23 protein-coding genes are annotated in these 24,628 nt (G+C 71.4%); 11 read left to right on the top strand and 12 right to left on the bottom strand.

Annotated elements, in window-relative coordinates:
• Positions 1 to 4 precede the first annotated feature (4 nt).
• The 4 genes from SKED_RS05310 (at position 5) to SKED_RS05295 (ending at position 2,612) form a co-directional block, all read left to right on the top strand.
• A complete protein-coding gene (locus SKED_RS05310; RefSeq protein ID WP_012866100.1) occupies positions 5 to 826 on the top strand; it encodes a YggS family pyridoxal phosphate-dependent enzyme in 822 nt (273 codons plus the stop codon).
• An 81-nt stretch (positions 827 to 907) separates the two neighbouring features.
• Complete coding sequence (locus SKED_RS05305) at positions 908 to 1,699, top strand: hypothetical protein (protein WP_012866099.1); 792 nt, start codon at positions 908 to 910, stop codon at positions 1,697 to 1,699.
• Between the two features lie 291 nt (positions 1,700 to 1,990).
• Positions 1,991 to 2,185 (top strand): helix-turn-helix transcriptional regulator, encoded by a 195-nt coding sequence (locus SKED_RS05300; RefSeq protein WP_012866098.1) that lies wholly within the window; start codon positions 1,991 to 1,993, stop codon positions 2,183 to 2,185.
• Positions 2,172 to 2,612 (top strand): hypothetical protein, encoded by a 441-nt coding sequence (locus SKED_RS05295; protein WP_012866097.1) that lies wholly within the window; start codon positions 2,172 to 2,174, stop codon positions 2,610 to 2,612. The genes SKED_RS05300 and SKED_RS05295 overlap by 14 nt, the downstream gene beginning before the upstream one ends.
• A gap of 94 nt (positions 2,613 to 2,706) precedes the next feature.
• Here SKED_RS05295 and lplAB read toward each other — a convergent pair whose 3' ends face one another.
• The 4 genes from lplAB to SKED_RS05275 all read right to left on the bottom strand — a co-directional run bounded on the left by lplAB (position 2,707) and on the right by SKED_RS05275 (position 8,085).
• Positions 2,707 to 3,756, bottom strand: a complete 1,050-nt coding sequence (lplAB, locus tag SKED_RS05290; RefSeq protein ID WP_012866096.1) for a lipoate-protein ligase LplAB — start codon at positions 3,754 to 3,756, stop codon at positions 2,707 to 2,709.
• Between the two features lie 65 nt (positions 3,757 to 3,821).
• A complete protein-coding gene (cimA, locus tag SKED_RS05285) occupies positions 3,822 to 5,411 on the bottom strand; it encodes a citramalate synthase (RefSeq protein WP_012866095.1) in 1,590 nt (529 codons plus the stop codon).
• Positions 5,412 to 5,758: 347 nt separating this feature from the next.
• Positions 5,759 to 6,883, bottom strand: coding sequence for a branched-chain amino acid aminotransferase (locus tag SKED_RS05280; RefSeq protein ID WP_012866094.1), 1,125 nt, complete (start codon positions 6,881 to 6,883; stop codon positions 5,759 to 5,761).
• Positions 6,884 to 7,041: 158 nt separating this feature from the next.
• Positions 7,042 to 8,085 (bottom strand): 3-isopropylmalate dehydrogenase, encoded by a 1,044-nt coding sequence (locus SKED_RS05275; protein ID WP_042437804.1) that lies wholly within the window; start codon positions 8,083 to 8,085, stop codon positions 7,042 to 7,044.
• Positions 8,086 to 8,269: 184 nt separating this feature from the next.
• On the opposite strand from SKED_RS05275, the gene SKED_RS05270 reads away from it, so the two are divergent.
• The 3 genes from SKED_RS05270 to SKED_RS05260 all read left to right on the top strand — a co-directional run bounded on the left by SKED_RS05270 (position 8,270) and on the right by SKED_RS05260 (position 10,156).
• Positions 8,270 to 9,259 carry a DUF6301 family protein gene (locus SKED_RS05270; RefSeq protein WP_012866092.1) on the top strand — a complete coding sequence of 330 codons (990 nt, stop codon included), beginning with the start codon at positions 8,270 to 8,272 and terminating at the stop codon, positions 9,257 to 9,259.
• A gap of 2 nt (positions 9,260 to 9,261) precedes the next feature.
• Positions 9,262 to 9,714, top strand: coding sequence for a hypothetical protein (locus SKED_RS05265; RefSeq protein ID WP_042437801.1), 453 nt, complete (start codon positions 9,262 to 9,264; stop codon positions 9,712 to 9,714).
• A 103-nt stretch (positions 9,715 to 9,817) separates the two neighbouring features.
• A complete protein-coding gene (locus tag SKED_RS05260) occupies positions 9,818 to 10,156 on the top strand; it encodes an antibiotic biosynthesis monooxygenase family protein (RefSeq protein ID WP_042437799.1) in 339 nt (112 codons plus the stop codon).
• Here the strand turns inward: SKED_RS05260 and SKED_RS05255 are convergent.
• Together SKED_RS05255 and SKED_RS05250 are read right to left on the bottom strand one after the other, a co-directional pair.
• Positions 10,153 to 10,956 (bottom strand): pentapeptide repeat-containing protein, encoded by an 804-nt coding sequence (locus tag SKED_RS05255; RefSeq protein WP_012866089.1) that lies wholly within the window; start codon positions 10,954 to 10,956, stop codon positions 10,153 to 10,155. The genes SKED_RS05260 and SKED_RS05255 overlap by 4 nt on opposite strands.
• 9 nt (positions 10,957 to 10,965) lie before the next feature.
• A complete protein-coding gene (locus SKED_RS05250; RefSeq protein WP_012866088.1) occupies positions 10,966 to 13,254 on the bottom strand; it encodes an MMPL family transporter in 2,289 nt (762 codons plus the stop codon).
• A gap of 131 nt (positions 13,255 to 13,385) precedes the next feature.
• Between SKED_RS05250 and SKED_RS05245 the strand changes: the two genes are divergently transcribed.
• Positions 13,386 to 14,114 carry a TetR/AcrR family transcriptional regulator gene (locus SKED_RS05245; protein ID WP_012866087.1) on the top strand — a complete coding sequence of 243 codons (729 nt, stop codon included), beginning with the start codon at positions 13,386 to 13,388 and terminating at the stop codon, positions 14,112 to 14,114.
• 68 nt (positions 14,115 to 14,182) lie between these two features.
• Here the strand turns inward: SKED_RS05245 and SKED_RS20910 are convergent, their stop codons facing one another.
• From SKED_RS20910 to SKED_RS05220, 5 genes are all read right to left on the bottom strand, one after another.
• A complete protein-coding gene (locus tag SKED_RS20910; protein ID WP_012866086.1) occupies positions 14,183 to 15,265 on the bottom strand; it encodes a nitroreductase/quinone reductase family protein in 1,083 nt (360 codons plus the stop codon).
• A gap of 69 nt (positions 15,266 to 15,334) precedes the next feature.
• The gene (gene ilvC, locus SKED_RS05235; protein ID WP_012866085.1) at positions 15,335 to 16,363 is read right to left on the bottom strand and encodes a ketol-acid reductoisomerase; all 1,029 of its coding nucleotides are present in this window, start codon (positions 16,361 to 16,363) and stop codon (positions 15,335 to 15,337) included.
• 51 nt (positions 16,364 to 16,414) lie between these two features.
• Positions 16,415 to 16,939, bottom strand: coding sequence for an acetolactate synthase small subunit (ilvN, locus tag SKED_RS05230; RefSeq protein WP_012866084.1), 525 nt, complete (start codon positions 16,937 to 16,939; stop codon positions 16,415 to 16,417).
• A gap of 15 nt (positions 16,940 to 16,954) precedes the next feature.
• A complete protein-coding gene (locus tag SKED_RS05225) occupies positions 16,955 to 18,835 on the bottom strand; it encodes an acetolactate synthase large subunit (RefSeq protein WP_012866083.1) in 1,881 nt (626 codons plus the stop codon).
• A gap of 386 nt (positions 18,836 to 19,221) precedes the next feature.
• Positions 19,222 to 19,875, bottom strand: coding sequence for a VOC family protein (locus tag SKED_RS05220; RefSeq protein ID WP_012866082.1), 654 nt, complete (start codon positions 19,873 to 19,875; stop codon positions 19,222 to 19,224).
• Positions 19,876 to 19,941: 66 nt separating this feature from the next.
• Here SKED_RS05220 and SKED_RS05215 point away from each other — a divergent pair, with 66 nt between their 5' ends.
• On the top strand, positions 19,942 to 20,493 hold the full coding sequence (locus tag SKED_RS05215) for a hypothetical protein (RefSeq protein ID WP_012866081.1): 552 nt from the start codon (positions 19,942 to 19,944) through the stop codon (positions 20,491 to 20,493).
• A gap of 124 nt (positions 20,494 to 20,617) precedes the next feature.
• Here the strand turns inward: SKED_RS05215 and ilvD are convergent, their stop codons facing one another.
• Positions 20,618 to 22,366, bottom strand: a complete 1,749-nt coding sequence (ilvD, locus tag SKED_RS05210) for a dihydroxy-acid dehydratase (protein WP_012866080.1) — start codon at positions 22,364 to 22,366, stop codon at positions 20,618 to 20,620.
• Positions 22,367 to 22,541: 175 nt separating this feature from the next.
• Here ilvD and SKED_RS05205 point away from each other — a divergent pair, with 175 nt between their 5' ends.
• Both SKED_RS05205 and SKED_RS05200 read left to right on the top strand, forming a co-directional pair.
• Entirely contained in the window at positions 22,542 to 23,102 is a 561-nt protein-coding gene (locus SKED_RS05205; RefSeq protein WP_012866079.1) for a hypothetical protein, read from the top strand.
• A gap of 163 nt (positions 23,103 to 23,265) precedes the next feature.
• Positions 23,266 to 24,618, top strand: a complete 1,353-nt coding sequence (locus tag SKED_RS05200; RefSeq protein ID WP_012866078.1) for a cryptochrome/photolyase family protein — start codon at positions 23,266 to 23,268, stop codon at positions 24,616 to 24,618.
• The last annotated feature ends 10 nt before the right edge of the window (positions 24,619 to 24,628 follow it).

The following is a 24,628-nucleotide window of genomic DNA, read 5'->3' as shown; positions in this document are numbered from 1 at the left end:
TACGATGCTGTCCATGCCCCCGACCGCCCCGAGCGACCCGACGCCCACGCCGTCCTTCGCAGACGCACTCGCCCGCGTGCACGACCGCATCGAGCGAGCACGCACCTCCGCCGGGCGCGACGACCGCGACGGCAGCGACGGCAGCGACGACAAGGTCCGGCTGCTGCTCGCCACCAAGACGCAGGACGCCGACGACGTCCGCGCCGCCGTGCTCGCCGACCGCGCAGCAGGCCGCCCCGGCGAGGTCCTCGTCGGCGAGAACCGGGTGCAGGAGCTCACCGCGAAGGCACCGGCGCTGGCAGACCTCGCCCTGACCGTGCACCTCATCGGCGCCCTGCAGTCCAACAAGGTCAACCACGCCCTGCGCGCGCTCGCCCAGCACCGCCAGGCCTGCGTCGAGACCGTCGACTCCATCGCCCTCGCCGAGAAGATCGGCAGCCGGGTGCTCACAGCGGCCGCAGAGGCAGGTGACGGGAGCACGGACATCCCGCTCGACGTCTACGTGCAGGTGAACGTCTCGGGCGAGGAGTCCAAGGCCGGGGTCTCCCCCGAGGCGGCGGTCGAGCTCGCGCTCGCGGTCGCCGAGGTCGACGGTCTCCGTCTCTCCGGGTTCATGACGATCGGGGCACGGTCGTCGGACGAGCGCCTGGTCCGCGCAGGCTTCGCGAGGCTGCGTGAGCTCCGCGACGAGGTCCTCGGGTCGGGGGCGCCGGGGACCTCGGCTGCCACCGAGCTGTCGATGGGCATGTCGCAGGACCTCGAGTGGGCCGTCGCCGAGGGGGCGACGCTCGTGCGCGTCGGCTCCGCGGTCTTCGGGGCTCGCTGACCTCACGTGCAGTCGCGCCCTGGTGCTGAGAGCTGGCGCCCCGGTGCTGAGCCGACGGGCGTGGCCGGATAAGGTCAGGGCATGAAGATGCCCTTCTCCCGCAAGCCCGCTGCCGCTGCACTGCCCCCTGGTGTCACGGAGGTGTGGGCGGCCGAGGAGAACAGCGTCGTCGTGCACCTGCCGTTCGACTCGAGCAGCCCGGACGCGAGCCTGGTCGCCGACACCCTGTCCGACGCGATCGTCGCCGTGGTGCGCGCGGTCCAGGCGGGCGACTTCGGCCACAGCATCCCCGAGGGCACCTCGGGCGCGGGCGTCCAGATCCAGGTCGACGCGACCACCCCGCTGGGCCCGCTGGCCAAGCGCAACGTGGAGATCCTGCAGGAGCGCCTCGGTCGCTCGATCCCGCTGTCGGTCGTCGAGCAGCCGCTGCCCGTCGTCGTCGAGGAGGAGCCCGCGAAGGCTGCCCCGAAGGCCGTCGCGGCGCCGGTGGCGCCCGTGGTGCGCGGTCCTGAGCCGAGCGAGGGCCTGGTGCCCGCCGTGTTCGTGTGGGACGAGGAGAACGAGCGCCTGCGCACCGAGATCGTGCTGCTCGGCGAGACGGGCGCGGACGCCCAGACGCAGGTGGACCTGCGACGCCTCGTCGAGCTGACCATCGCGTCGCTCGCGAGCCCGTCGGTCCGCGAGACCGTCCCGGCGGACGCCCCGTCGGACTACGCGGTGTGGGTGACCGTCGTCGTCAACGAGGACGCCGCAGGCCCGCTCACCGAGAAGATGTTCACGGACGGCGAGGAGCAGTTCGAGGACACCCGCGTGGACTTCGTGGCGATGACCGAGCCGCGGGAGACCGTCGAGGAGATGCTCGCCGGTCGCTGACCTCGCAGCAGCAGGACCGCTGGCCGTCCTGTCGGTAAGGCCGGACTCGGGTCGGCTCGCCTCTGGCGGGTCGAGAAGGGCAGGAAGTAGACCCCGGTCCGACGCCAGCGCAGGACCACGCAGAGCCCCTGACGGTGACCCCACCGTCAGGGGCTCTCGCACGTCCGCATGTCAAGGGTGCTTGACACGCGTTCGGGCGCCAAGCATGCTTGACATGAGTCAAGCACCCTTGACAGTCGATCAGAGCCGGCACGCACCCAGCAGACCCGGCCCAGACCACCGAGGAGATCCGTGCTCAACGACGTCCGCGCCCTGCGTGAGGCCGCCGGCCTGTCCCAGGCCGCGCTCGGCACCGTGCTCGGTGTCTCGCGCCAGACCATCAACTCGATCGAGACCGGGAAGTACGACCCGTCCCTCCCCCTCGCGATCGCCATCGCCCGCCACTTCACCACGACAGTCGAGGAGATCTTCCATGTCGACGCCTGAGACCACCCGATCCAAGACGGCCCTGTACCTCTCCCTCGCCGCGCTCGGTGCGATCGTCGCCGTCGTGTCGATCTGGATGCTCCTGCGATCGAACGACTCCGACACCGCGCAGAGCATGGCCAAGGGCGTGCTCCAGGGCGGTGCCGTCGGGGCGGCCCTCGGCCTGCTCGCCATCTGGCGGGCGCTCCGCCGGCCAGACAAGGCCAAGGCCGGCGACCGCATCGCCGCCGGGTTGGCCGACGAGCGCGACCGCTCCGTCTGGCGCCGGTCGACCTCGATCCTCGGGACGGCCGCGCTGCCCCTCTGCGGAGCCGCCGCGGTCGCCACCGGCCTCGGCGCCCCGGTCGACGCCGTCATGGCGATCCTGCTCTGGACCCAGCTCGTCCTGCTCGTCGTGTCGGTCGCCGTCATCGACCGCCGCTCCTGACCACCACCCCTCACGACGAGGGACGGGGCGCGACGGCGAGGTACTCCGGGGAGTACCTCGCCGTCGCGCCCCGGTCATCGTGGCGGGTGGTCGGTCAGGGGACGCGGGCGGTCCACTCGGGGGTCGAGAACTTGGTCTCGACGAGCTCGCGGGCGCGGGCCCACTCGGCCTCGGTCACGGTGCCCTCGACGGTCTCGTAGCGGCCGCGGAAGTGCGCCTTGAAGGACTCGATGACCTCGGCGCGGGACATGCCCGTCTGGGAGCGCACGGGGTCGACGCGCTTGTTGGCGCTCTTGGTGCCCTTGTCGCTCATCTTCTCGCGACCGATGCGCAGCACCTCGACCATCTTGTCCGCGTCGATGTCGTAGGCCATGGTCACGTGGTGGAGCACCGCTCCCCCGACGAACCGCTTCTGCGCGGCACCGGCGATCTTCCCGGCGGGCGACGCGATGTCGTTGAGCGGCTGGTACGTCGCGGCGACGCCGAGCTCGGCGAGGGCACCGAGCACCCAGTCGTCGAGGAAGGCGTAGGACTTCTCGAAGCTCAGGCCCTCGACGAGCGAGCTCGGGACGGTGAGCGAGTACGTGATGGTGTTGCCGGGCTCGATGAACATCGCGCCACCGCCGGACACACGACGCACGACGGTGATGCCGTGCTTGTCGGCACCCTCGGGGTCGACCTCGTTCTTGAGCGATTGGAACGAGCCGATGACGACGGCGGGGGCGCCCCACTCCCAGATGCGCAGCGTCGGCGGGCGCAGACCGGCGTCGACCGACTCGGAGATGGCCTGGTCGAGCGCCATGTGCATCTCGGGGGCCTGCGGGCCGTCGTGGACGATCTCGAAGGTGTGGTCGTGCCACCCGGTCGCGCGGCCGAGCGCCCGGCGCGCCGCGATCGCCACGGCCTCGGGGCTGAAGCCCACGAGCACCGCGGTCGGGTCGAGCGTGCGGGTGATCGACTCCGCGAGCGCCGCGACCGACGCGTCGACGGGCATGCCCTCGAGCGCTCGGTCGATGTCGGCGAGCGCCGTGTCGGGCTCGAGGAAGAAGTCGCCGCTGACCGCGACGCGCGCCAGCCGACCCTCCTCGACCTCGAGGTCGATCGCTACGAGCTTGCCACCTGGGACCTTGTATTCGCCTCTCACACCGTCAGCCTATGCCCAACCCGGCCGCAGGTCCCCAGCCAGCCGCTCCGGGCCGGTCTGACCGCTCAGCGAGGGTCGACGCCGGCGTGGACGAGGCCGTAGATCGCCGAGTCGGTCAGCGCCTCCCAGGAGGCCTCGAGGAGGTTCGCGCCGACGCCCACCGTCGACCAGCTCTTCTGGCCGTCCGTCGTCTCGATGAGCACGCGGGTCACGGCGTCCGTGCCGTGCATCTGGTCGAGGATGCGCACCTTGAAGTCGATGAGCTCGAAGTGCGCGATCTCGGGGTACACGGTCGCGAGCGCGAGGCGCAGCGCGTGGTCGAGGGCGTTGACCGGCCCGTTGCCCTCCCCCGTGACCACGTGGCGCTCGCCGCCGGCGTGCAGCTTGACGGTCGCCTCGGCCGTCGGGACCGTCCCCCGGCTCCCGGTGCGCTCCACGATGGTCCGCCAGCTCTCGACCGTGAAGTACTGCGGGCGCTCCCCTCGGACCTCCTCGGTGAGCAGCAGCTCGAAGGACGCGTCGGCCGCGTCGTAGGTGTAGCCGTTGGCCTCCGCCTCCTTGACGCGGGTGGTCACCCGCGTGAGCACCTCGCCCTGCCCGGCGAGGTCGAAGCCGAGCTCTTTGCCCTTGAGCTCGATCGAGGCGCGCCCGGCCATCTCGGAGATGAGCATGCGCATGTCGTTGCCGACGAGCGTCGGGTCGATGTGCTGGTACAGGTCGGGGTCGACCTTGATGGCGCTCGCGTGCAGGCCGGCCTTGTGCGCGAAGGCGCTCGCCCCGACGTAGGGCTGGCGGGCGTAGGGCGAGATGTTGGTGATCTCGCTGATGGCGTGCGCGAGCCTGCTGGACTCGGCGAGACCGTCACCGGCGAGGAGCGTGCGTCCGCCCTTGAGCTCGAGGTTCGCGACCACGGTGATGAGGTCGGCGTTGCCGGTGCGCTCCCCGTAGCCGTTGACGGTGCCCTGGACGTGCGACGCTCCCGCGTCGACCGCAGCGAGCGAGTTCGCGACGGCGCAGCCGGTGTCGTTGTGGGCGTGCATCCCGAGGACCGGCCCCTCACCGACGGTCTCGCGGACCTCCGCGACGATCTCGCCCACCCAGTGGGGGAGCATCCCGCCGTTCGTGTCGCAGAGCGCGACGACCTCGGCGCCGGCCTCGAAGGCCGTCAGCGCGGCACGGCGCGAGTACTCGGGGTCGTACCGGTAGCCGTCGAAGAAGTGCTCCGCGTCGACGACCACGCGCCGGCCCTCGGCGACGAGGAACGACACCGTGTCGGTGATCATCGCGAGGTTCTCCTCGGGCGTCGTGCGCAGCGCCCGCTCGACGTGCCGGACGTCGAACTTCGACACGAGGGTGATGACGGGTGCCTGCGAGGCGAGCAGCGCGAGCACCTGCGGGTCCTCGCTGGCCCGCAGGCCCACCTTGCGGGTCGCGCCGAAGGCTGCGAGCACGGCGTTGCGGAGCGTCAGCTCCTTCTGGGCCCGCGCGAAGAAGTCGGTGTCCTTGGGGACCGCACCGGGCCACCCACCCTCGATGAACCCCACCCCGAGCTCGTCGAGCAGGGGCGCGATCGCCAGCTTGTCCGAGACAGTGAGGTTCATGCCCTCCTGCTGGGCGCCGTCGCGCAGGGTGGTGTCGTACACGTGGAAGGTCACTCGTCGGCTCTTCTCTGGGGGAGACAGTTCTCGTGCTGTGAAGATGGTGCCCCTCCCCTCCGCCGCGCTCGCTGCCCGGCGGGGTGTGCCGGACAAACAAAAAACCCCCCGGGGTACGGGAGGTCTGCGCGTCCGGAGGAAGGAACCGGACGCGCTACACGATGAGGAGCGCAGTGCTGACGTGGTGTGTCACGCCTCACATGATGCCACGTCTGCGCCCGGAGTCAACTCTGTGTCCGCGGTGCGGCCGCGGCACCCGACGTCCCGCACCGAGCACCCGGACAGCACGCTGCCCGGCGACGCTCGCGCGTCACCGGGCAGGATGCCTGGTCGAGGTGCCGGACCGCTCAGACGAGGCGGGTCATCCACCCGTGCGGGTCGGCGACCCGTCCGGTCTGGATGCCGGTGAGCTCGTCACGGATCGACAGCGTGAGCTCCCCCGGGCCGCCGCCCGAGATGGTCGCGTCGAACTCGGTGCCGGCCAGGCGACCGATCGGCGTGACGACAGCCGCGGTCCCGCACGCGAAGGCCTCCACGATCGAGCCGTCGGCCAGACCCTCCTGGACCTCGGTGAGCAGGATGCGACGCTCGACGACCTCGTGCCCACGGTCCTTGAGCAGCTGGATGATCGACATGCGCGTGACGCCCTCGAGGATCGAGCCGGAGAGCTCCGGGGTCTCGACCGAGCCGTCGGCGCGGACGAAGAACACGTTCATGCCGCCGAGCTCCTCGATGGCCGTGTTGGTCGACGCGTCGAGGAAGAGCACCTGCTCGAAGCCGTGCTCGAAGGCCTCGATCTGCGGCTTGAGGCTCGCCGCGTAGTTGCCGCCGCACTTGGCGTCGCCGGTGCCGCCGGCCCCTGCGCGGTGCATGTCCTGGGAGACCCAGATCGACACGGGCTTCACGCCGCCCGCGAAGTACGGGCCGACCGGGGACGCGATGACGAGGAACTCGGCCTCGAGCGACGGCCGGACGCCGAGGAACGCCTCGGAGCCGTACATGAACGGACGCAGGTAGAGGCTGGCCTCGGCGCCCGAGGGCACCCAGGCGGCGTCGGCGCGCACCAGCGCGGTGATCGCACCGAGGAAGTCCTCCTCGGGGAGCTCGGGCAGCGCGAGGCGGCGCGCGGACCGTGCGAAGCGGGCCGCGTTGGCCTCGGGGCGGAAGGTCCAGACCGACCCGTCGGCGTGACGGTAGGCCTTGAGGCCCTCGAAGATCTCCTGCGCGTAGTGGAGGACGGCGCTCGCAGGGTCCATCTGGAGGGGGCCGTACTTCTCGACGCGGTGGTCGGCCCACCCCGTCCCGGCGGTCCAGGTGACCCTGGCCATGTGGTCGGAGAAGACGGTGCCGAACTTCGGCTCGGCGAGGAGCGCCTCGCGCTCCGCGTCGGGCAGCGGGGCGTCGGAGGGGCGGATGTCGAACGACGCGGCGCGGGCTGCGGCGTCGGACGTGTGGTCGAGCGTGGAACTCATGGTGGTAGGCCTTTCACCTGGCGACCAGACGAGTTTCCCACGCCGCGCCCCGTGGTGGGGCAACGGCGTGGGAAGTCGCGCCGGGTCTGCGAGGACGGCGTCCGGCGACGCGCGCCCGGTGGAGCAGTCCGGTGAAGACGACCGAGGTGTGTCGAGAGTCAGCCGCGCACGCGGTCAGCGAGCTCGGCGCCCACCTCGGCCGTCGACCGTACTCGGGTGCCGCGCTCGGCGAGGTCCGCGGCGACGGCGGCCTCGACGCGACGGGACTCGTCGGTCAGGCCGAGGTGGTCGAGGAGCATCGCGACCGAGAGGACGGTGGCCGTGGGGTCGGCCTTGCCCTGCCCGGCGATGTCGGGCGCAGACCCGTGGACGGGCTCGAACATGGAGGGTGCGGTGCGGTCCGGGTTGATGTTCGCCGAGGCCGCGAGGCCGATGCCGCCGGTGATCGCGGCGGCCTGGTCCGTCAGGATGTCGCCGAACAGGTTGTCGGTGACGATGACGTCGAATCGCGACGGGTTCGTCGTGAGGAAGATGGTGGCGGCGTCGACGTGCAGGTAGTCCGTCGTGACGTCCGGGAAGTCGGCGTTCACGGCCTCGACCGTGCGGCGCCACAGGTGGCCGGCGTGCACCAGGACGTTGTGCTTGTGCACGAGCGTCAGGTGCTTGCGCGGGCGGGCCTGGGCACGGGCGAAGGCGTCGCGGACGACGCGCTCGACGCCGAAGGCGGTGTTGACCGAGACCTCGTTGGCGACCTCGTGGGGCGTGCCGACCCGGATCGCGCCGCCGTTGCCGACGTACGGGCCCTCGGTGCCCTCACGGACCACGACGAAGTCGATCTCGCCCGGCTCGGCGAGCGGGGACTTCACACCCTGGTACAGCTTGCCGGGGCGCAGGTTGACGTAGTGGTCGAGGGCGAAGCGCAGCTTGAGCAGGAGACCACGCTCGAGGACGCCCGACGGGACCGACGGGTCGCCGATGGCGCCGAGCAGGATCGCGTCGTGGGTGCGGATCGAGGCGAGGTCCTCGTCGGTGAGGGTCTCACCGGTCCGGTGCCAGCGCTGGGCGCCCAGGTCGAAGGGGGTCGGGCTGACCGTGGTCCCCGTCCCCGCGAGCGCCGCGTCGAGCACGGCGAGGCCCTGCTCCACGACCTCGATCCCGATGCCGTCGCCTGCCACCACTGCCAGCTCGATGTTCCTCGTCATGGTCCAGAGTCTAGACGCAGTCCCACGTGTCGGGACTCAGGTCTCGCGATGCGAACCTCTCGCAGGTGAGCGCCCCCCCTCGAGATGCCCGGAGGGCCGATCTGTATCCTCGACCCCACGCGGCGGCTCCTCCGGCGCGGGCCCCGCAGGGCGCTGCGTCTCGACGAGAGCTGGGTGATGGGTGATGTCCGACTGGGACGACTTCGAGGAGCGCCTGGCCACGACCCTGCGGAACGTGACCGAACGGGTCTTCCTCATCATCTTCTCCACCGCTGAGCCGGTCCGGTACGTCCAGCTCGCCGGGGGCCCCGAACGGGTCGACGCCGAGGCACCGGGGACCGACGTCGTCGCGGACGCGGACGAGACCGTCCTGGACGCCGCAGGGTGGACCCCACCGGGCGTCGCACAGCCGAGCTGGACGGCCACGCTCCCCATCCCCGCACTCACCACCGAGCATCACGGGGTGGCACGGCAGTGCGCCAGAGCCCTGCGGTACGCGTACGGCCTCACGAGCCCGGACGACCTCGGGTACCGGGCGTGGCGCGAGCCGGAGATGATCCCGCCCGGGGAGACCTGGTCCACCGACCGTGTCGAGCGCATGGACCGGGGCGACCGTGCACTCCGGCTCCCCACCCTCGGCATCGGTCCGGACGAGCGGCAGGCTCCTGAGACCTCCGCTGTGCCCGCTGCGCCCTCGTGGAAGGCCATGAGCCCCGCAGAGGTCTGCGACCTCATGGACTTCTGGGCGGCTCAGCCGTGGCCGCAGACGCGCGACGAGGTGCACCGCTCCGCCGTCGAGCAGCTCGGCTGGACGGTCGAGGTCGAGGACGGCACCCCGTACCTCATCAACACCGTCTCTGGGCTGACCGTGCCCGACGTCTCGACCATCGGGTCTCGCGGGGACCTGAGCCACCTCAGCCTGCGGACCTCGGACGTGGTCCGGCCGGTCACAGCGGAGTCCACCGCCTTCCTCGGCGACACCTTCGCCCTCCTCGTGCGTGCCCGTGAGGTCGCATGGGGCGCACCGACGATGCGACGGCGCGAGGACTCCACGTCGGCGACCTGGGACCTGGCGTCTGGTGCGCGGGTCTCGTTCACCTGTGCCGCCCGGAGCCTGAGCGCGATGTTCCAGACCCCCCAGGGTGTCGCTCTCGACCAGAGAGCAGGCTGGTGAGCGTGGGTCGGCGTCAGCGACGGTCCCCCGAGACCGGCACCGCCCCCGAGCTCGCGCCAGGCCTCTACGCACGTCTCGACGGCGTCGACTACCCGCTGGGCCACCGAGGGAGCACGTGGGCGCTCTGGACCGGGCACCAGACCCCCGGGTTCACCCCGACCGGGTTCACGAAGCACGGCACGCGCCGGTTCTTCCGGACGGTCGCGCCGGACGAGCAGCTGGAGTGCTTCCGGGTCGCGAGGCACGGCACCTACCGGGACCTCACGATCGAGATCGTCAGCAGCACCCCGGACCAGGTCGTGGCGGTGTCGAGAGATCCTCGGTCACGCGACGCAGGCTTCTCCAGCATCGACCGAGGGCAGTGGTCCATAGCCCTCCGGACCGACGACCCGGACCTCCGCGTCACGACCACACGGACGGCCGTGCCAGCCCCGTGGGGCTCCGCAGGCAGCTGAGCCGGCGGGCAGCGCCTACCTGCCCCAGACGGCGACGGGACACCTGGGCACCAGAGCACGAGGGCCTGCGTGAGACACCGCCGCCTGTGAGACGCTGAACCGCATGACAGTCGTGAAGATCAACGCCATCGACGTACCCGAGGGCTCCGGCCCCGAGCTCGAGAAGCGGTTCGCCGCCCGTAAGGGGGCCGTCGAGAACTCCCCCGGGTTCCTCGGCTTCGAGCTGCTGCGCCCGGTCAAGGGCGAGACCCGCTACTTCGTCTACACGAAGTGGGAGACGGAGGAGGCCTACCAGGCCTGGGCCGACGGCCCCGCCCGCGCCGCCCACGCCGGTCCCCCGGCCGGTGCAGACGGAGCACCCGCCGCCCGCCCCGCGTCAGTGGCCTCCGGCGCGAGCCTCCTCGAGTTCGAGGTCGTTCTGGGCGTCGACGGCCAGGGCTAGCGGCCTCCGGAGTCGCCCCGGTCCGTCGGCAGGGGCGACTCCGGCTCCAGCGGGACCGCGCCTGCCCGACCGGCAGCCGCGGCCTCTACGTACGCCGCCAGGAACTGGTCCTCGATCTCCTCGGCGGACACCCGCCCGTCCCAGCGGTCGGCGACCCGCTCGCCGTCGACGGTGCACCCCTCGACCCGGAGCTCCCCGACGGGGAGCCCGCTCCCCCGGAGCTCGCACCGTTCGAAGGACGTGAGCGGCGAGACCACGGTCGCGCCGAAGGTGCAGTCGACGAACCGCCCACCGACGAGGCGCGCGTCGGAGAGGTCTGCCTCGTCGAAGGAGCACCGTTCGAAGGTCGCGTTCTCCCCGAGCGTCGCACCCCGGAGCGACGCGCCGGTGAAGTCGCAGTCGACGAACGTACCGGCGAGCCTGACCTTCGGCATCCGTGCCGCCACGAAGGTGCACCGCTCCAGCCGACGCCCGAGGATGCTGCCCACCGAGAGGGCCGCACCGTCCAGCGTGCACCCCGCGAGCTCGGACTGGTAGACGTGCAGCCGCCCCTTCATGTGCGAGAGGTCGAGCGAGCCGAGCGTCACGTAGTGGACGGCCAGGCCGTCCTTCCCACCCGGGAGACCTCGGAGGTCGACGGGAACGTCATCCGCAGCCCCCCAGGGCGACACGACACGGTGCGGGCCGCGCGCGACCTTCGCCTGCTGCTCCAGCTGGTCTCGTACCTGGTCGACCCGCTGCTCGTCCCACCTCCGCCGGAGTGCCGCGGGGGTCGAGGGCCGGGTGGTCTCGTGTGCCATGGCGGCACCCTAGCGGTCAGAGCCGACCCTGAGGTCCGGGGCCGCCAGGTGGACCGTCCCGGGTACCGACCTGCCGTCTGACGTCGCGGCACGCTCGTCCACAGCGCCGTCGCCCTCCCCCTCGCTCACGCCGAAGCGGTCGTGGAACCGCTGCAGCGGGGCGGGCAGCCACCAGGTGGCGCGGCCGAGGAGCGCGAGGGTCGCCGGCACGAGGAGGGCGCGGACGACGGTCGCGTCGAGGGCGACCGCGAAGGCCAGCCCGAGGCCGACGACCTTGAGGAAGGTGACCCCGCTCGTGGCCATCGCGGCGAGGACGACGACGAGCAGCAGGGCGGCGCTCGTGATGGTGCTGCCCGAGCGCACCAGACCCGTGGTGATCGCCTCGCGGGTCCCGGCCCCGGCGAGGTGCGCCTCGCGGATGCGGCTCAGCAGGAAGAGCTCGTAGTCCATCGCGAGGCCGAAGGCCACGACCGCGACGAGGACGAGGTTGCCCGGGGCCACCGCGCCCGCTGCGGTGAAGCCGGCGAGCCCGGCGAGGTGCCCGTCGACGAAGGCCCAGGTGAGCACGCCGAAGGTCGCCGCGAGCGAGAGCACGTTGAGCACCACCGCCTTGACCGGGGCGACCACGGAGCCGAGCGCGAGGAACAGCAGCACGAGCGTCACGCCCGCGACGAACAGCGCCGTCCACGGCGCCGTGGTGACGATCGCGCGGATGGAGTCGGCACTCGTGGCAGCCGCACCGCCGACGAGCACTTCGGTCCCCGCCGGGGCCTCGAGCCCTCGGACCTCCTCGACCAACGTGCGGGCCTCGGGTGAGTCGGTGAGGAGGTCCGTGACCACGGAGACGTGCGTGACGTCGCCGCTCTGGGCGACGACCTCGGCGCCGAGCACCCCGTCGAGCGCGGCGACGTCGGCGAGATATCCCCCGGCGACGTCGGCACCGAGCGCACCCGCGCCCTCCGCCCCACGCACGGCCACCTCGACGACGGTCCCCGACTGCCCGGGGAAGAGCTCCGCGACACGCTCGGTCGCGAGCCGCGGCCCCGAGGCGGCAGGGAGCTCGCGGGCGTCGCCGTCGGCGACCTGCAGGCCCAGCAGCGGGAGGGCGAGCAGCAGGAGCAGCCCGACCGAGGCGGCGACCACCGCACCGGGGAACCGCAGGACGACGGACGCCACGCGGGCCCAGCCGCTCGCCCCGCTGCGCCGGTTTCCGCCACGCCGACCGGCGCCCCGCAGGGCCGCGAGCCTCGACGTGATCCCGCGCGGCAGGCGACCGGCGTCGACGCGGCGCCCGAGGACGGCGAGCAGCGCCGGCAGGAGGGTGACGGCGAGGAGCATGTCGAGGAGGACTACGACCATGCCGCCGACGCCCATCGAGCGGAGGAACATCTGCGGGAAGAAGAGCAGCCCGGCGAAGGCGATGAGGACGGTCACACCCGAGAACACGACCGTGCGGCCGGCCGTCGAGACCGTCGTGCGGACTGCCCGCTCGACGTCGCCGGTCCGGGCGAGCTCTTCGCGGAACCGGCTGACCATGAACAGCGAGTAGTCGATCGCGAGACCGAGGCCGAGGATGGTCGTGACGTTGACCGCGAAGGACGAGACGTCCGTGACCGTCGTGAGGGCACGCAGCAGGCCGAGGGCACCGAGGATCGCGACGACGCCGATGGTGACCGGGAGCAGCGCGGCCACGAGACCGCCGAAGATCACGAGGAGCAGCAGGACCAGCACGGGCATCGCGAGCACCTCGGCACGCACGATGTCGGACTCGGAGAGGTGCTGCATCTCGGCGAGGACGACGACCGACCCACCGACGTCGGTCGACCATCCGGCGGGAGCCTCCACCAGCTCTTCGACACCGTCGACCTGCGCCTGCCGGTCCTCCTCGGTGGCCCCGGAGAGGGTGATGACGGCGAGGGCGCTGCGCCCGTCGCTCCCCAGCAGGCTGGCGGCGACGTCGACGGGGAGGCCGTCGGTCCAGGGTGTGAGCGTCGAGACCGCGGTGCCCGCCGGGAGCGCGGCGAGGGCTGAGGTGACGGTCTGCTCGAAGAGCGGGTCGTCGGTGGTCACGGCGTCGGAGCCGTAGACCACGACGACGTCGGCGGCGCTCCGGCCGAAGGTCTCCTCGAGCAGCGCGTCGGCGGCGGCGCTCTGGGACCCGGGGTCCGCGAACCCGCCGCTCTTGACCGACTCGGTGACGGCCGGGCCGAGGACTGCGGCGATCACGGTGAGGAGCCCCGCGAGCAGCAGGACCAGGCCTCTGCGGCGGTAGACGAACGACCCGAGGGCTGAGAACACGACGGACTCCCTGACGTAAGATGTGACAGCCGATCACTCCCGTGAACGCTGTTTGCTAACGGCGTTTACTAGAGCATCTGGTGTTTACTTCTGTCAAGTGGCGCGGTCTCGCGTCGGAGGAGGACGAGGACGTGACCGCACAGACGACCCGCCGCGAGATGCAGCGGATGGCCACCGAGCTCGAGATCAAGTCCGTCGCCCGCCGCCAGCTCGCCCAGGACGGCGTCCAGGACGTCACCCTGCGCGCGATCGCCCGCGACATGGGTATGACGGCCCCCGCGCTCTACCGGTACTTCCCGAGCCTCGACGACCTCGTCGCGTCGATGTGCGAGGACTTCTTCGAGGAGATCACCGAGTCCATCGGTGCCGCCATCGCGGCCGAGGGCGACGACGGCGGGCGGGCGATGCACGCCGCCATCCGCACCTTCCGCACCTGGGCCGTCGAGCACCGCAACGAGTTCGCGCTCATGTTCCGCCACGACACGGGGACCCACGCCGACGGGGACAGCACCTCACGCTTCGCAGCGGTCTTCTTCGACCTCTACCTGCGCCTCTGGTCCGCACAGCCCTTCGAGGCACCGGAGCTCACCGACACCTCGGCCGCCACCTGCAGCGCGATCGGCCGGTTCGCAGCAGACTGCCTCGGGTCGCCGCTCTCGAGCGCCGACGCTCCCCCTCCCGCCGCGCTCTTCGTCTTCGCGCGGACCTGGGTGCGGCTCTACGGCGTCATCGGCATGGAGGTCGTCGGGCAGCTCGCCTTCATGTTCGACGACGTCACGCCGTACTTCGAGAGCGAGCTCGAGGACGCCGCGACGTCCCTCGGCATCCCCTACGTCCCGCTCGAGCGCACCACCGCCTGACGCACGACCCCAGGTGCGACGGAGGGCCGGCCCCCTCGGCGGGGACCGGCCCTCACGGCGTGAGCGTGTCAGCGCGGGTAGAGCAGCTCGAAACGCTCCGTGACGACCATGAAGTCCTCCGGCACCGTCTCGATGCCGAGCACCCGGCGGAAGAACTCTGCGTGGTCCGCCCGCCACGACGCGAGCGTGCGGTCACCCTCGCCCTCGGCGGCCGCGAGCTCTTCGCTCACCTCGCCGAAGGGGACGACCTCGACCTCGGTGGTGCGGATGAGGGCCTTGGGGTGCCCCGCGCCGTCGACGACGATCGACAGGTCGCCGGCCTTGGGCAGCGGGGCGTCCTCGTCGTCGTACTCCGAGAGCGCCGACGACGTCGCCGTCTTGGTCCCGGCGAGCACCAGCTCGAGGAGACGGTCCGCCTGCTCCGGGTTGTCGCCGAAGGACCACGCCACCGGCGCGACGCCCTCCGCGACCGTCAGCCCGCCCACCACGGCGATCCGCCCGAGGCCGGCCTGGACGCGCGAGCTCTCCCAGAACTCCGCGATCTCGTCGTCGAGCTCGGTCGACCGCTCGATGCGCTCGAGCTCCTCCTCGACCGGCTCGTAGGGCAGTGCCGGGTCGGTGCCGGAGGTGGCGGCGTCACCGCGCTCGGCGTCGACGGTCGCGCCCTCAGCAGGCAGCACCGCCGCCTGCGCGTCGTCCGCACCGGACGCTTGGCCGTCGAAGGGCTCGAGCACGAACACCGGGATCAGCCGTGAGGTCTTGGTCGCGTAGTCCGCGTAGTCGGGGTAGGCCTCGACCGAGCGCGCCCACCAGGTCTCGCGCTCCTCGCCCTCGAGCTCTCGGGCGAGGTAGTCCCGCACGACGGCTCCGTCGCGCAGCTCCACGTGCGGGTCGGCCACGAGGTTGTAGTACCAGGTCGGGTGCTTGGGCGCGCCGCCCAAGGAGGCGACGACGGCGTAGAGCCCGTCGTGCTCCACCCGCATGAGCGGGATCTTGCGGATCTTGCCGGACCTCGCCCCACGCGAGACGAGCACGATCACGGGCATGCCGCGCATCGTGGTGCCCTCGGCACCGTTCGTCCGCTCGATGAGCTCGACCTGCTCGCGCGAGAAGTCGTCCGTGCTGGGCTCGTACGTTCCGTGGAGAGGCATGACCCCAGTCAAGCAGGTCGAGCCCGCCTGCAAAAGCGCAGACGGGCCCGACCAGGGGAAAGACGAGGATCAGCGTCCAGCAGATCCTTCGACATAGTCCGTGTCGCTCGGCTTGACCCACGCGAAGAGCTTGCGCAGCTCGCGGCCGGTGGCCTCGATCGGGTGCGCCTCGCCCTTGGCACGGAGCTCCTTGAACTCGGGGGCACCGTTGTCCTGGTCGGAGATGAAGCGCTCGGCGAAGGCACCGTTCTGGATGTCCGCGAGGACAGCCTTCATGTTCTCCTTCACCTCGGGGGTGATGACGCGCGGGCCGGAGACGTAGTCGCCGTACTCCGCGGTGTCGGAGACGGACCAGCGCTGCTTGGCGATGCCGCCCTCCCACATGAGGTCGACGATGAGCTTGAGCTCGTGCAGCACCTCGAAGTACGCGACCTCGGGCTGGTAACCCGCCTCGGTGAGCACCTCGAAGCCGTACTGGACGAGCTGCGAGGCACCGCCGCAGAGGACGGCCTGCTCGCCGAAGAGGTCGGTCTCGGTCTCCTCGGTGAAGGTCGTCTTGATGCCGGCGGCGCGCAGGCCACCGATCGCCTTGCCGTAGGAGAGCGCGAGCTCCCACGCCGAGCCGGACGCGTCCTGCTCGACGGCGACGATCACGGGCACGCCGCGGCCGTCGAGGTACTCGCGGCGCACGAGGTGGCCCGGTCCCTTGGGGGCGACCATGACGATGTCGTGGCCGGCCTCGGGCTTGATGTAGCCGAAGCGGATGTTGAAGCCGTGGCCGAACACGAGGGCAGCGCCCTCGGTGAGGTTCGGCGCGATCTCGTCGGTGTACACGTGACGCTGGACCTGGTCCGGCGCGAGGATGACGACGACGTCGGCCTCCTTGACGGCCTCGGCGACGGTGAGGACGCGCAGGCCCTCGTCCTCGGCCTTCTTGCGCGAGGCAGAGCCCTCACGCAGGCCGACGGTGACGTCGACGCCCGAGTCGCGCAGGTTGAGCGCGTGGGCGTGGCCCTGGCTCCCGTAGCCGATGACGGCGACCTTGCGGCCGGCGATGATGGACAGATCAGCGTCGTCGTCGTAGAACAGCTCAGCCACCGTAGATCTCCTTGGTTAGAAATGTGTGTCGTTCGTCGTGCATGAAGTGTGTCAGGCCGAGCGCGGGACGCGCTCGAGCGCCCGGTCGGTGATCGAGCGCGAGCCGCGCCCGATGCCGACGGTCCCCGACTTGACGATCTCGCGGATGCCGAAGGGCTCGAGAGCCCCGAGGAGTGCCGAGAGCTTGTCCGGGTTACCGGTCGCCTCGATCGTGACGGCGTCGGGGACGACGTCGACGACGTGGGCGCGGAAGAGCTGCACCACCTCGAGCACGTGGGTGCGCGTGCTGAGGTCTGCCCTCACCTTCACGAGCATGAGCTCGCGCTGTACCGCCGCTGCCGGGTCCAGCTCGACGATCTTGATGACGTTGACCAGCTTGTTGAGCTGCTTGGTCACCTGCTCCAGCGGGAGGTCGTCGACGTCGACGACGACGGTCACCCGCGAGAGCTCCTCGTGCTCCGTCGGTCCGACGGCGAGAGAGTGGATATTGAAGGCCCTGCGTGCGAACAGGCCTGCGACGCGCGCGAGCACGGCGGGCTTGTTCTCGACGAGGACCGAGAGGGTGTGACGAGTCATGGTCTGGGCTCCCGGTCAGTCTTCGCGGTCCCACGCGGGCGAGATGCCGCGTGCGTACTGGATGTCGTCGTTGCTCACGCCGGCGGCCACCATCGGCCACACCATGGCGTCGCGCGACACGTGGAAGTCGATGACCACGGGCTGGTCGTTGATCTGCTCCGCGCGCTTGATCGCCGCGTCGACCTCGTTCGCGTGCTCGACGCGGATGCCGACGCAGCCGTAGGCGTCCGCGAGCTTGACGAAGTCGGGGATGTGGCGGGTGCCGTGCCCTGTGTGCAGGTCGGTGTTCGAGTACCGGGACTCGTAGAACAGCGTCTGCCACTGGCGGACCATGCCGAGCGAGGAGTTGTTGATCAGCGCCACCTTGATGGGGATGTCGTTGATCGAGCAGGTCGCGAGCTCCTGGTTGGTCATCTGGAAGCAGCCGTCGCCGTCGATCGCCCAGACGGTGCGGTCGGGCTGACCGACCTTGGCTCCCATCGCGGCCGGGATCGAGTAGCCCATGGTGCCCAGGCCGCCCGAGTTGAGCCACGTGTTGGGGCGCTCGTAGCGGATGAACTGCGAGGCCCACATCTGGTGCTGCCCCACGCCCGACACGTAGATGCTGTCCGGGCCCGAGATCTCGCCGAGGCGGCTGATGATGTGCTGCGGGGCGAGGTGACCGTCCTCGGGCTCCGTGAAGCCGAGGGGGTATGTCTCGCGCCACGAGTCGATCTGGCGCCACCAGGCCTCGAGGTCCGGCTTGCCGTGGGTCTCCTGCTCGCGGGCGAGCTCGGGGAGCAGGTCGGCGATGACCTCCTTGAGGTCTCCGACGATCGGCACGTCGACCGCACGGTTCTTGCCGATCTCTGCCGGGTCGATGTCCGCGTGGATGATCGTCGCGTGCGGGGCGAAGCTCGAGAGCTTGCCGGTGACGCGGTCGTCGAAGCGCGCGCCGAGCGCGAAGACCAGGTCGGCCTTCTGCAGGGCGGACACGGCCGGGACCGTGCCGTGCATGCCGGGCATGCCGAGGTTCTGCGGGTGCGAGTCGGGCAGCGCGCCGCGGGCCATGAGGGTCGTGACCGCAGCCGCTCCGGAGAGGTCGACCAGCTTGCGCAGCTCGGCCGCCGCGCCGGAGCGGATCGCGCCACCACCGACGTAGAGGACGGGGCGTCGTGCCGAGGCGAGCAGACGGGCCGCCTCGCGGATCTGCTTGCTGTGCGGCTTGGTCACCGGGTGGTAGCCCGGCAGGTTGAGCTCGCTCGGCCAGCTGAACGTCGTCTTCGCCTGCATGGCGGACTTCGCGATGTCCACGAGCACCGGGCCGGGGCGACCGGTCGAGGCGATGTGGAAGGCCTCGGCGATGGTCCGCGGGATGTCGTCGGGGTCCGTCACGAGGAAGCTGTGCTTGGTCACCGGGAAGGTGATGCCGACGATGTCCGCCTCCTGGAAGGCGTCCGTGCCGATGAGCGACGCGCCGACCTGGCCGGTGATCGCGACCATGGGGATCGAGTCCATGTTCGCGTCGGCGATCGGGGTCACGAGGTTCGTCGCACCGGGGCCCGAGGTCGCCATGGTGACGCCGACGCGGCCGGTCGCGTGGGCGTAGCCGGACGCGGCGTGGCCGCCGCCCTGCTCGTGCCGGACCAGGATGTGCCGGATCTTCTTCGAGTCCATGAGCGGGTCGTAGGTCGGGAGGATCGCGCCGCCGGGGATGCCGAAGACGGTCTCGACGCCCGCGGCCTCGAGCGAGCGGACGATCGACTCGGCGCCGGTGACCTCGGCGGTCGAGACGTCGGTGCGCGGCCGGCGCACGGCGTCGCCGGGGGCTGGCTTCGGTGCGCTCGGCGTGGCGGCGGGAGCCGCTCCTGCCGGCGCTCCGCCGCGAGGCGGTGCGGGTGTGGGGCCCTGGACCATCGGGTTCTCCTGGGTGCTGTACGACGTGTGGCGGGAGTGCTTACCGGTCAGTGCTTGTGGGCTGCGTGTGGGCTGCTGGTGCGTGAAGACCCGCTGGTCGCAGGTCGTGACATGAAAAAACCCCTCGTCCCCGGGTAGGGGCCTTCGAGGGGTGAGCGCGCTGACGAAACCGAAGTGCTGGGCCTCAGCCGGCGCGCTCGGTAAGTACTACGAGGATGTTCGTCTGCATACGAAGGAGAGTACGCCTCCCCCGCAGCGATGTCATGCGGCCCTCGAACCGTCTCGCCCGCTGAGACAGAGCCGCCCACCGTGAGACGACGAGGAGAGCCCTCAGGAGGCTCGACGCTCCCTGCTCCTCTGCGTCACGCCGCTGCGGTGCATCTCGCTCAGTCACGCCCGGCCGCGGTCGACACGCACACCTCGTTGCCGTCGGCGTCCGCCAGCACCCACCAGCTGGGAGCGTGCTCGTCCGAGACCAGCCGGCCGCCCGCCGCCAGCGCGGCCTCGACCCGGGCTGGTCCCTCGTCGACCAGGACGGAGACATCGACGTGCAGACGCCCGCGCTCGGTCCGCACGTCGTCGCTGTCCTGGAACCAGACGCGCGGCCCGGTACCGCGCGGGTCGGCGAGCGCGTCCGGGTCGTCGCCGGCCGCCTCGTAGCCGAGGACCGCCGCCCAGAAGGGCCGGACCCGCGCGTCGTCCGTGGTGTCGACCGCGATCTCGACCGCCTGGGGCGCACCCGGCGCCTGCTCGACGCCGAGCTCGACCGCGACCAGCGCCACCCGTGCGGCGAGGTCGACGTCGCGCTCGGTGAGCCGCCCGACGTCGTGGCTCACCACGGACAGCGCCACGTACCCGTAGCCCAGCGTGACGTCCGGGTGGTGGCCCGCCGCCTCGGCCTCCTCGGCGACGCGCTCGACGAAGGTGAGCGCGGAGGCGAAGTCCGGGGTGGCGAAGTGGGCGACCAGGCGCCCGAGGACCACGCGCCAGGGCGTGCCCGCGAGCGCCGCCTCGATCTCACCGGTCGTCAGATCAGTCATGTCAGCCACTGTGGCACCTAGAGTGGGACACCACAACGCCCGCCGCAGAGACAGGAGCACCGCCCCGTGGCCGTCCGGACCCCCACCTGGCGATCCGTCTCCCTCGCGGCAGCTCTCTCGCTCGTCCTGTCGCTGTCCGCCTGCGGCGACGACCCGGACACCCTCTCGCACGTGGCCGTCGACCGGACCGTCGTCGACGCCGAGACGTCGCAGACGACGACAGTCCACGGCTACGTCCCCGACATCGCGACGCCCGTGGGATTCGACGCCGGGGGCGGCATCGAGGACCCGGTGATCGTCGCGGTCGACGTGACCGTGAGCGTCGGCCCGGACCGGACGTTCTCCGTCCGCCGCGGCGACTTCGAGCTGCGGACCTCCTCGGGCGAGGTCAGCGCCGCGCTGACCACGGTCGACCGCACGCTCCAGGACGAGTCCCTGTGGCCCCTCACGGAGACCCGGACGGGCGGCACCCAGCGCGGCTGGGTGGCCTTCGCGGTGGACCGCGAGGCCGTCGACGGGGCGACCCTCGTCGCGAACCGCCCGGACGCGATGACGGTCGACGGGGCCGGCTCGCTCGCGGCTGCGGCCCTCGACGTCCCGCTCACCCCGGCCGGCTGAGCCCTCCTCGGGCTGCCCTCCTCCTGCTCGCCTCCCCCGCAGACGCACGACGGGCGGGCCGGACCGTGAGGTCCGACCCGCCCGTCGACGGTGCGCGCGGCGCCTGAGGACGCCCACGTCGTGCTCAGTACAGGACGGCACCCTGCGACGCGGAGTGGACGAGCTTGGCGTACTTGGCCAGCACACCGCGCGTGTACGTCGGGGCGAGCGGCTCCCAGCCGGCCTTGCGCGCCTCGAGGACCTCGGGGTCGACGAGCAGGTCGAGGGTGGCGTTGGCGACGTCGAGACGGATGCGGTCACCGTCCTGGACGAACGCGACCGGGCCGCCGTCGACGGCCTCGGGCGCGACGTGGCCGACGCACAGGCCGGTGGTGCCGCCCGAGAAGCGGCCGTCGGTGAGCAGGAGCACGTCCTTGCCGAGGCCGGCTCCCTTGATGGCACCGGTGATCGCGAGCATCTCGCGCATGCCCGGTCCGCCCTTGGGGCCCTCGTAGCGGATGACGACGACGTCGCCGGCCTGGATGGTCCCGTCCTCGAGGGCGTCCATCGCGGCGCGCTCCCGCTCGAACACGCGGGCGGTTCCCTCGAAGACGTCGGAGTCGAAGCCTGCGGACTTCACGACGGCACCCTCGGGAGCCAGCGAGCCGTGCAGGATGGTGATGCCACCGGTCTTGTGGATCGGGTTGCTCAGCGCGCGCAGGATCTTGCCGTCGGGGTCGGGCGGAGCGATGTCCGCGAGGTTCTCCGCGACGGTCTTGCCGGTCACCGTGAGGCAGTCGCCGTGCAGCAGCCCGGCGTCGAGCAGCGCCTTCATGACGACGGGCACGCCGCCGATGCGGTCGACGTCCGCCATGACGTAACGGCCGAAGGGCTTGAGGTCACCCAGGTGCGGCACCTTCGCGGCGACGCGGCTGAAGTCGTCGAGCGTGAGCTCGACCTCGGCCTCGTGCGCGATGGCCAGCAGGTGCAGGACCGCGTTGGTCGAGCCGCCGAAGGCCATGACCACGGCGATCGCGTTCTCGAAGGCCTCCTTGGTCATGATCTGGCGGGCCGTGATGCCCTTGCGGAGCAGCTCGACGACGGCCTCGCCGGACTTGTGCGCGAAGGCGTCGCGGCGACGGTCGGCCGAGGGCGGCGCGGCCGAGCCCGGCAGCGACATGCCCATCGCCTCGGCGACGGAGGCCATCGTGTTCGCGGTGTACATGCCGCCGCAGGCCCCCTCGCCCGGGCAGATCGCGCGCTCGATGCGGTCGAGGTCGCCCTTGCTCATGAGGCCCTTGGCGCAGGCGCCCACGGCCTCGAAGGCGTCGATGAGCGTGACGTCCTTCTCGGTGCCGTCCTCGAGCTTGACCCAGCCCGGCATGATCGTGCCCGCGTAGAGGAACACGGAGGACAGGTCGAGGCGGGCCGCTGCCATGAGCATGCCCGGGAGCGACTTGTCGCAGCCTGCGAGGAGCACGGAGCCGTCGAGGCGCTCGGCCTGCATGACGGTCTCGACCGAGTCGGCGATGATGTCGCGCGAGACGAGCGAGAAGTGCATGCCCTCGTGGCCCATCGAGATGCCGTCCGAGACGGAGATGGTGCCGAACTCGAGCGGGTACCCGCCGCCCGCGTGCACGCCGCCCTTGACGGCCTTGGCCAGGCGGTCGAGCGACAGGTTGCAGGGGGTGATCTCGTTCCACGAGCTCGCGACACCGATCTGGGGCTTGACCCAGTCGTCGTCGCCCATGCCGACGGCGCGGAGCATGCCGCGCGACGCGGTGGCCTCGATCCCGTCGGTCACCTTGCGCGAACGGGGCTTGATGTCGACACCCGGGGCCGTGGCCCCGTCCGTGCCGGCGTTCTCGGTGTCGGTCTGTGGCGTTGCGGTCATGCGTCGAGTGTAGGACCGCACGCGCGCAGCACACGTCGCAGGGTCACTCCTCGGACGGGACCTACGTCCCCCAGATCTGGGGACCTACGGCCCACGAGACGACCCTGGCAGGGGTCGAGGATTGAGTCATCAGCACACACCAGTGCAGCACAGTTCATCTGAGGGGATGAGAGCAATGACCGCAGCAACGACCACTCGAACACAGGGCACCACCGCCGTCGTCACCGGCGACGACATCGTGGTCCGTCCTGGGGCACGCCGCTGGCTCGCCGTGGCGCGTCTGTCGACCGGGTTCATCTTCCTCTGGGCCTTCCTCGACAAGACCTTCGGCCTCGGGTACTCGACGCCGACCGAGCGCGCCTGGATCAACGGCGGCAACCCGAGCCAGGGCTTCCTCAACAGCGACGCCGTCGTCGGCCCCTTCAAGGACTTCTTCGCCAGCATCGCCAGCCCTGCCACGGACGTCCTGTTCATGCTCGGCATGCTGGCCGTGGGTCTCGCGGTGATGCTCGGCATGGGAGTCCGCGTCGCAGCGGTCGCCGGCTCGCTCATCATGTTCCTCATGTGGGTCGCCGAGTGGCCCATGGAGGCTGGCACCAACCCGTTCATGGACTACCACATCATCTACGCCCTCGTCCTGATCGTCGTCGCCTACACGCTGGCCGGTGACACCTGGGGCCTCGGCAAGTGGTGGGCCAACCTGCCGGTCGTCAAGCAGTACGGCTGGCTCCGCTGACACCAGCGTCACCATCTCCCGCGAGCCGCACCCAGACTCGCAGGGCACCTCGGAAGGCCCCGTCGCCACAGCGACGGGGCCTTCCCTGCGTGGGGGCGCGGCCGGGTCCGGCCCCCTCCCCTCCCGGCCTGCCGACCGACCGGCGCCGCACTAGGGTGGCCCGATGACCACGATCCACTGGTTCCGACGCGACCTCCGGCTGGCCGACAACCCTGCGCTCAACAGCGCGTGGGAGCAGGCCCAGGCCGACGGCTCGCAGGTCGTCGGCCTGTTCGTCCTCGACGACCGCCTCTGGGGACCGTCCGGGTCGCCCCGACGCGACTACCTGCTCGCCAGCCTGCGCGCCCTCGACGAGAGCATGGGCGGCAGGCTCGTGGTCCGCCGCGGTGCCCCGACCGAGGTCCTGCCCGCCGTGGCCCGCGAGGTCGGGGCGCGCACCGTGCACGTCGCCGAGTCCTTCGAGCCCTTCGGCCGTGCTCGCGACGAGGAGGTCGAGACGGCGCTCGCCGAGGACGACGTCGAGCTGCGCCGCACCGGGTCCGCCTACGCCGTCTCCCCCGGACGCGTCCTCACCCGCACCGGCACGCCCTACCGGGTGTTCACCCCGTTCCGCACCGCGTGGCTCGACCACGGGTGGTGCGGCCCCGCGCAGGACCCGGGCGAGGTCGACTGGGCAGAGCTGCCGTCGGAGGACCTCCCGGAGGCCGACGGCGAGCCGCTGCGCCCTGCGGGCGAGGAGGCGGCCCTCGAACGCTGGCACGAGTTCCTCGAGGACGTCGCCGGCTACGACGACGACCGCAACCGACCCGACCTCGACCTCACCTCCCGGCTGTCCGTCCCGCTCAAGTGGGGCGAGATCCACCCCCGCACCCTGCTCGCCGACCTCAAGAACCTCCGGGACGAGGGAGCCGCGAGCTTCCGCTCCGAGCTCGCGTGGCGCGAGTTCCACGCCGACGTCCTGTTCCACTCCCCCGAGGCCGCGACGCTCTCGATCCGCGAGGTCATGCCCGACGACGCGTGGACGCCGCGCTCGCAGGCCGACCGCTGGTTCGAGGCGTGGACGGAGGGCCGCACCGGGTACCCGATGGTCGACGCCGGCATGCGCCAGCTGCTCGCCGAGGGGTGGATGCACGGCCGGGTCCGCATGCTCGTGGGGTCGTTCCTCGTCAAGGACCTCCACATCCCGTGGCAGCGCGGCGCTCGGCACTTCATGCAGCACCTGCTCGACGCCGACCGCTCCCAGAACCAGCTCAACTGGCAGTGGGTCGCCGGGACGGGGCTGGACGCCTCCCCGTACTTCCGCATCTTCAACCCCGTGACGCAGGGCCTGAAGTTCGACCCGGACGGCGAGTACGTCCGCCGGTGGGTCCCCGAGCTGCGCGGGATCCCGGGCAAGGCGGTCCACGAACCCTGGAAGCTGCCGACGCCGCCCGAGGACTACCCCGACCAGCTGGTCGACCACGGGCGCGAGCGCAAGGAGTCCCTCGACGCCTACGCGCGCTTCAAGGACGGCTGAGCGCGGTCTG

Source organism: Sanguibacter keddieii DSM 10542 (assembly GCF_000024925.1).
GTDB lineage: Bacteria > Actinomycetota > Actinomycetes > Actinomycetales > Cellulomonadaceae > Sanguibacter > Sanguibacter keddieii.
The sequence above is the reverse complement of the archived record's forward strand: the minus strand, read 5'-3'. Positions and strand labels throughout refer to the sequence as shown.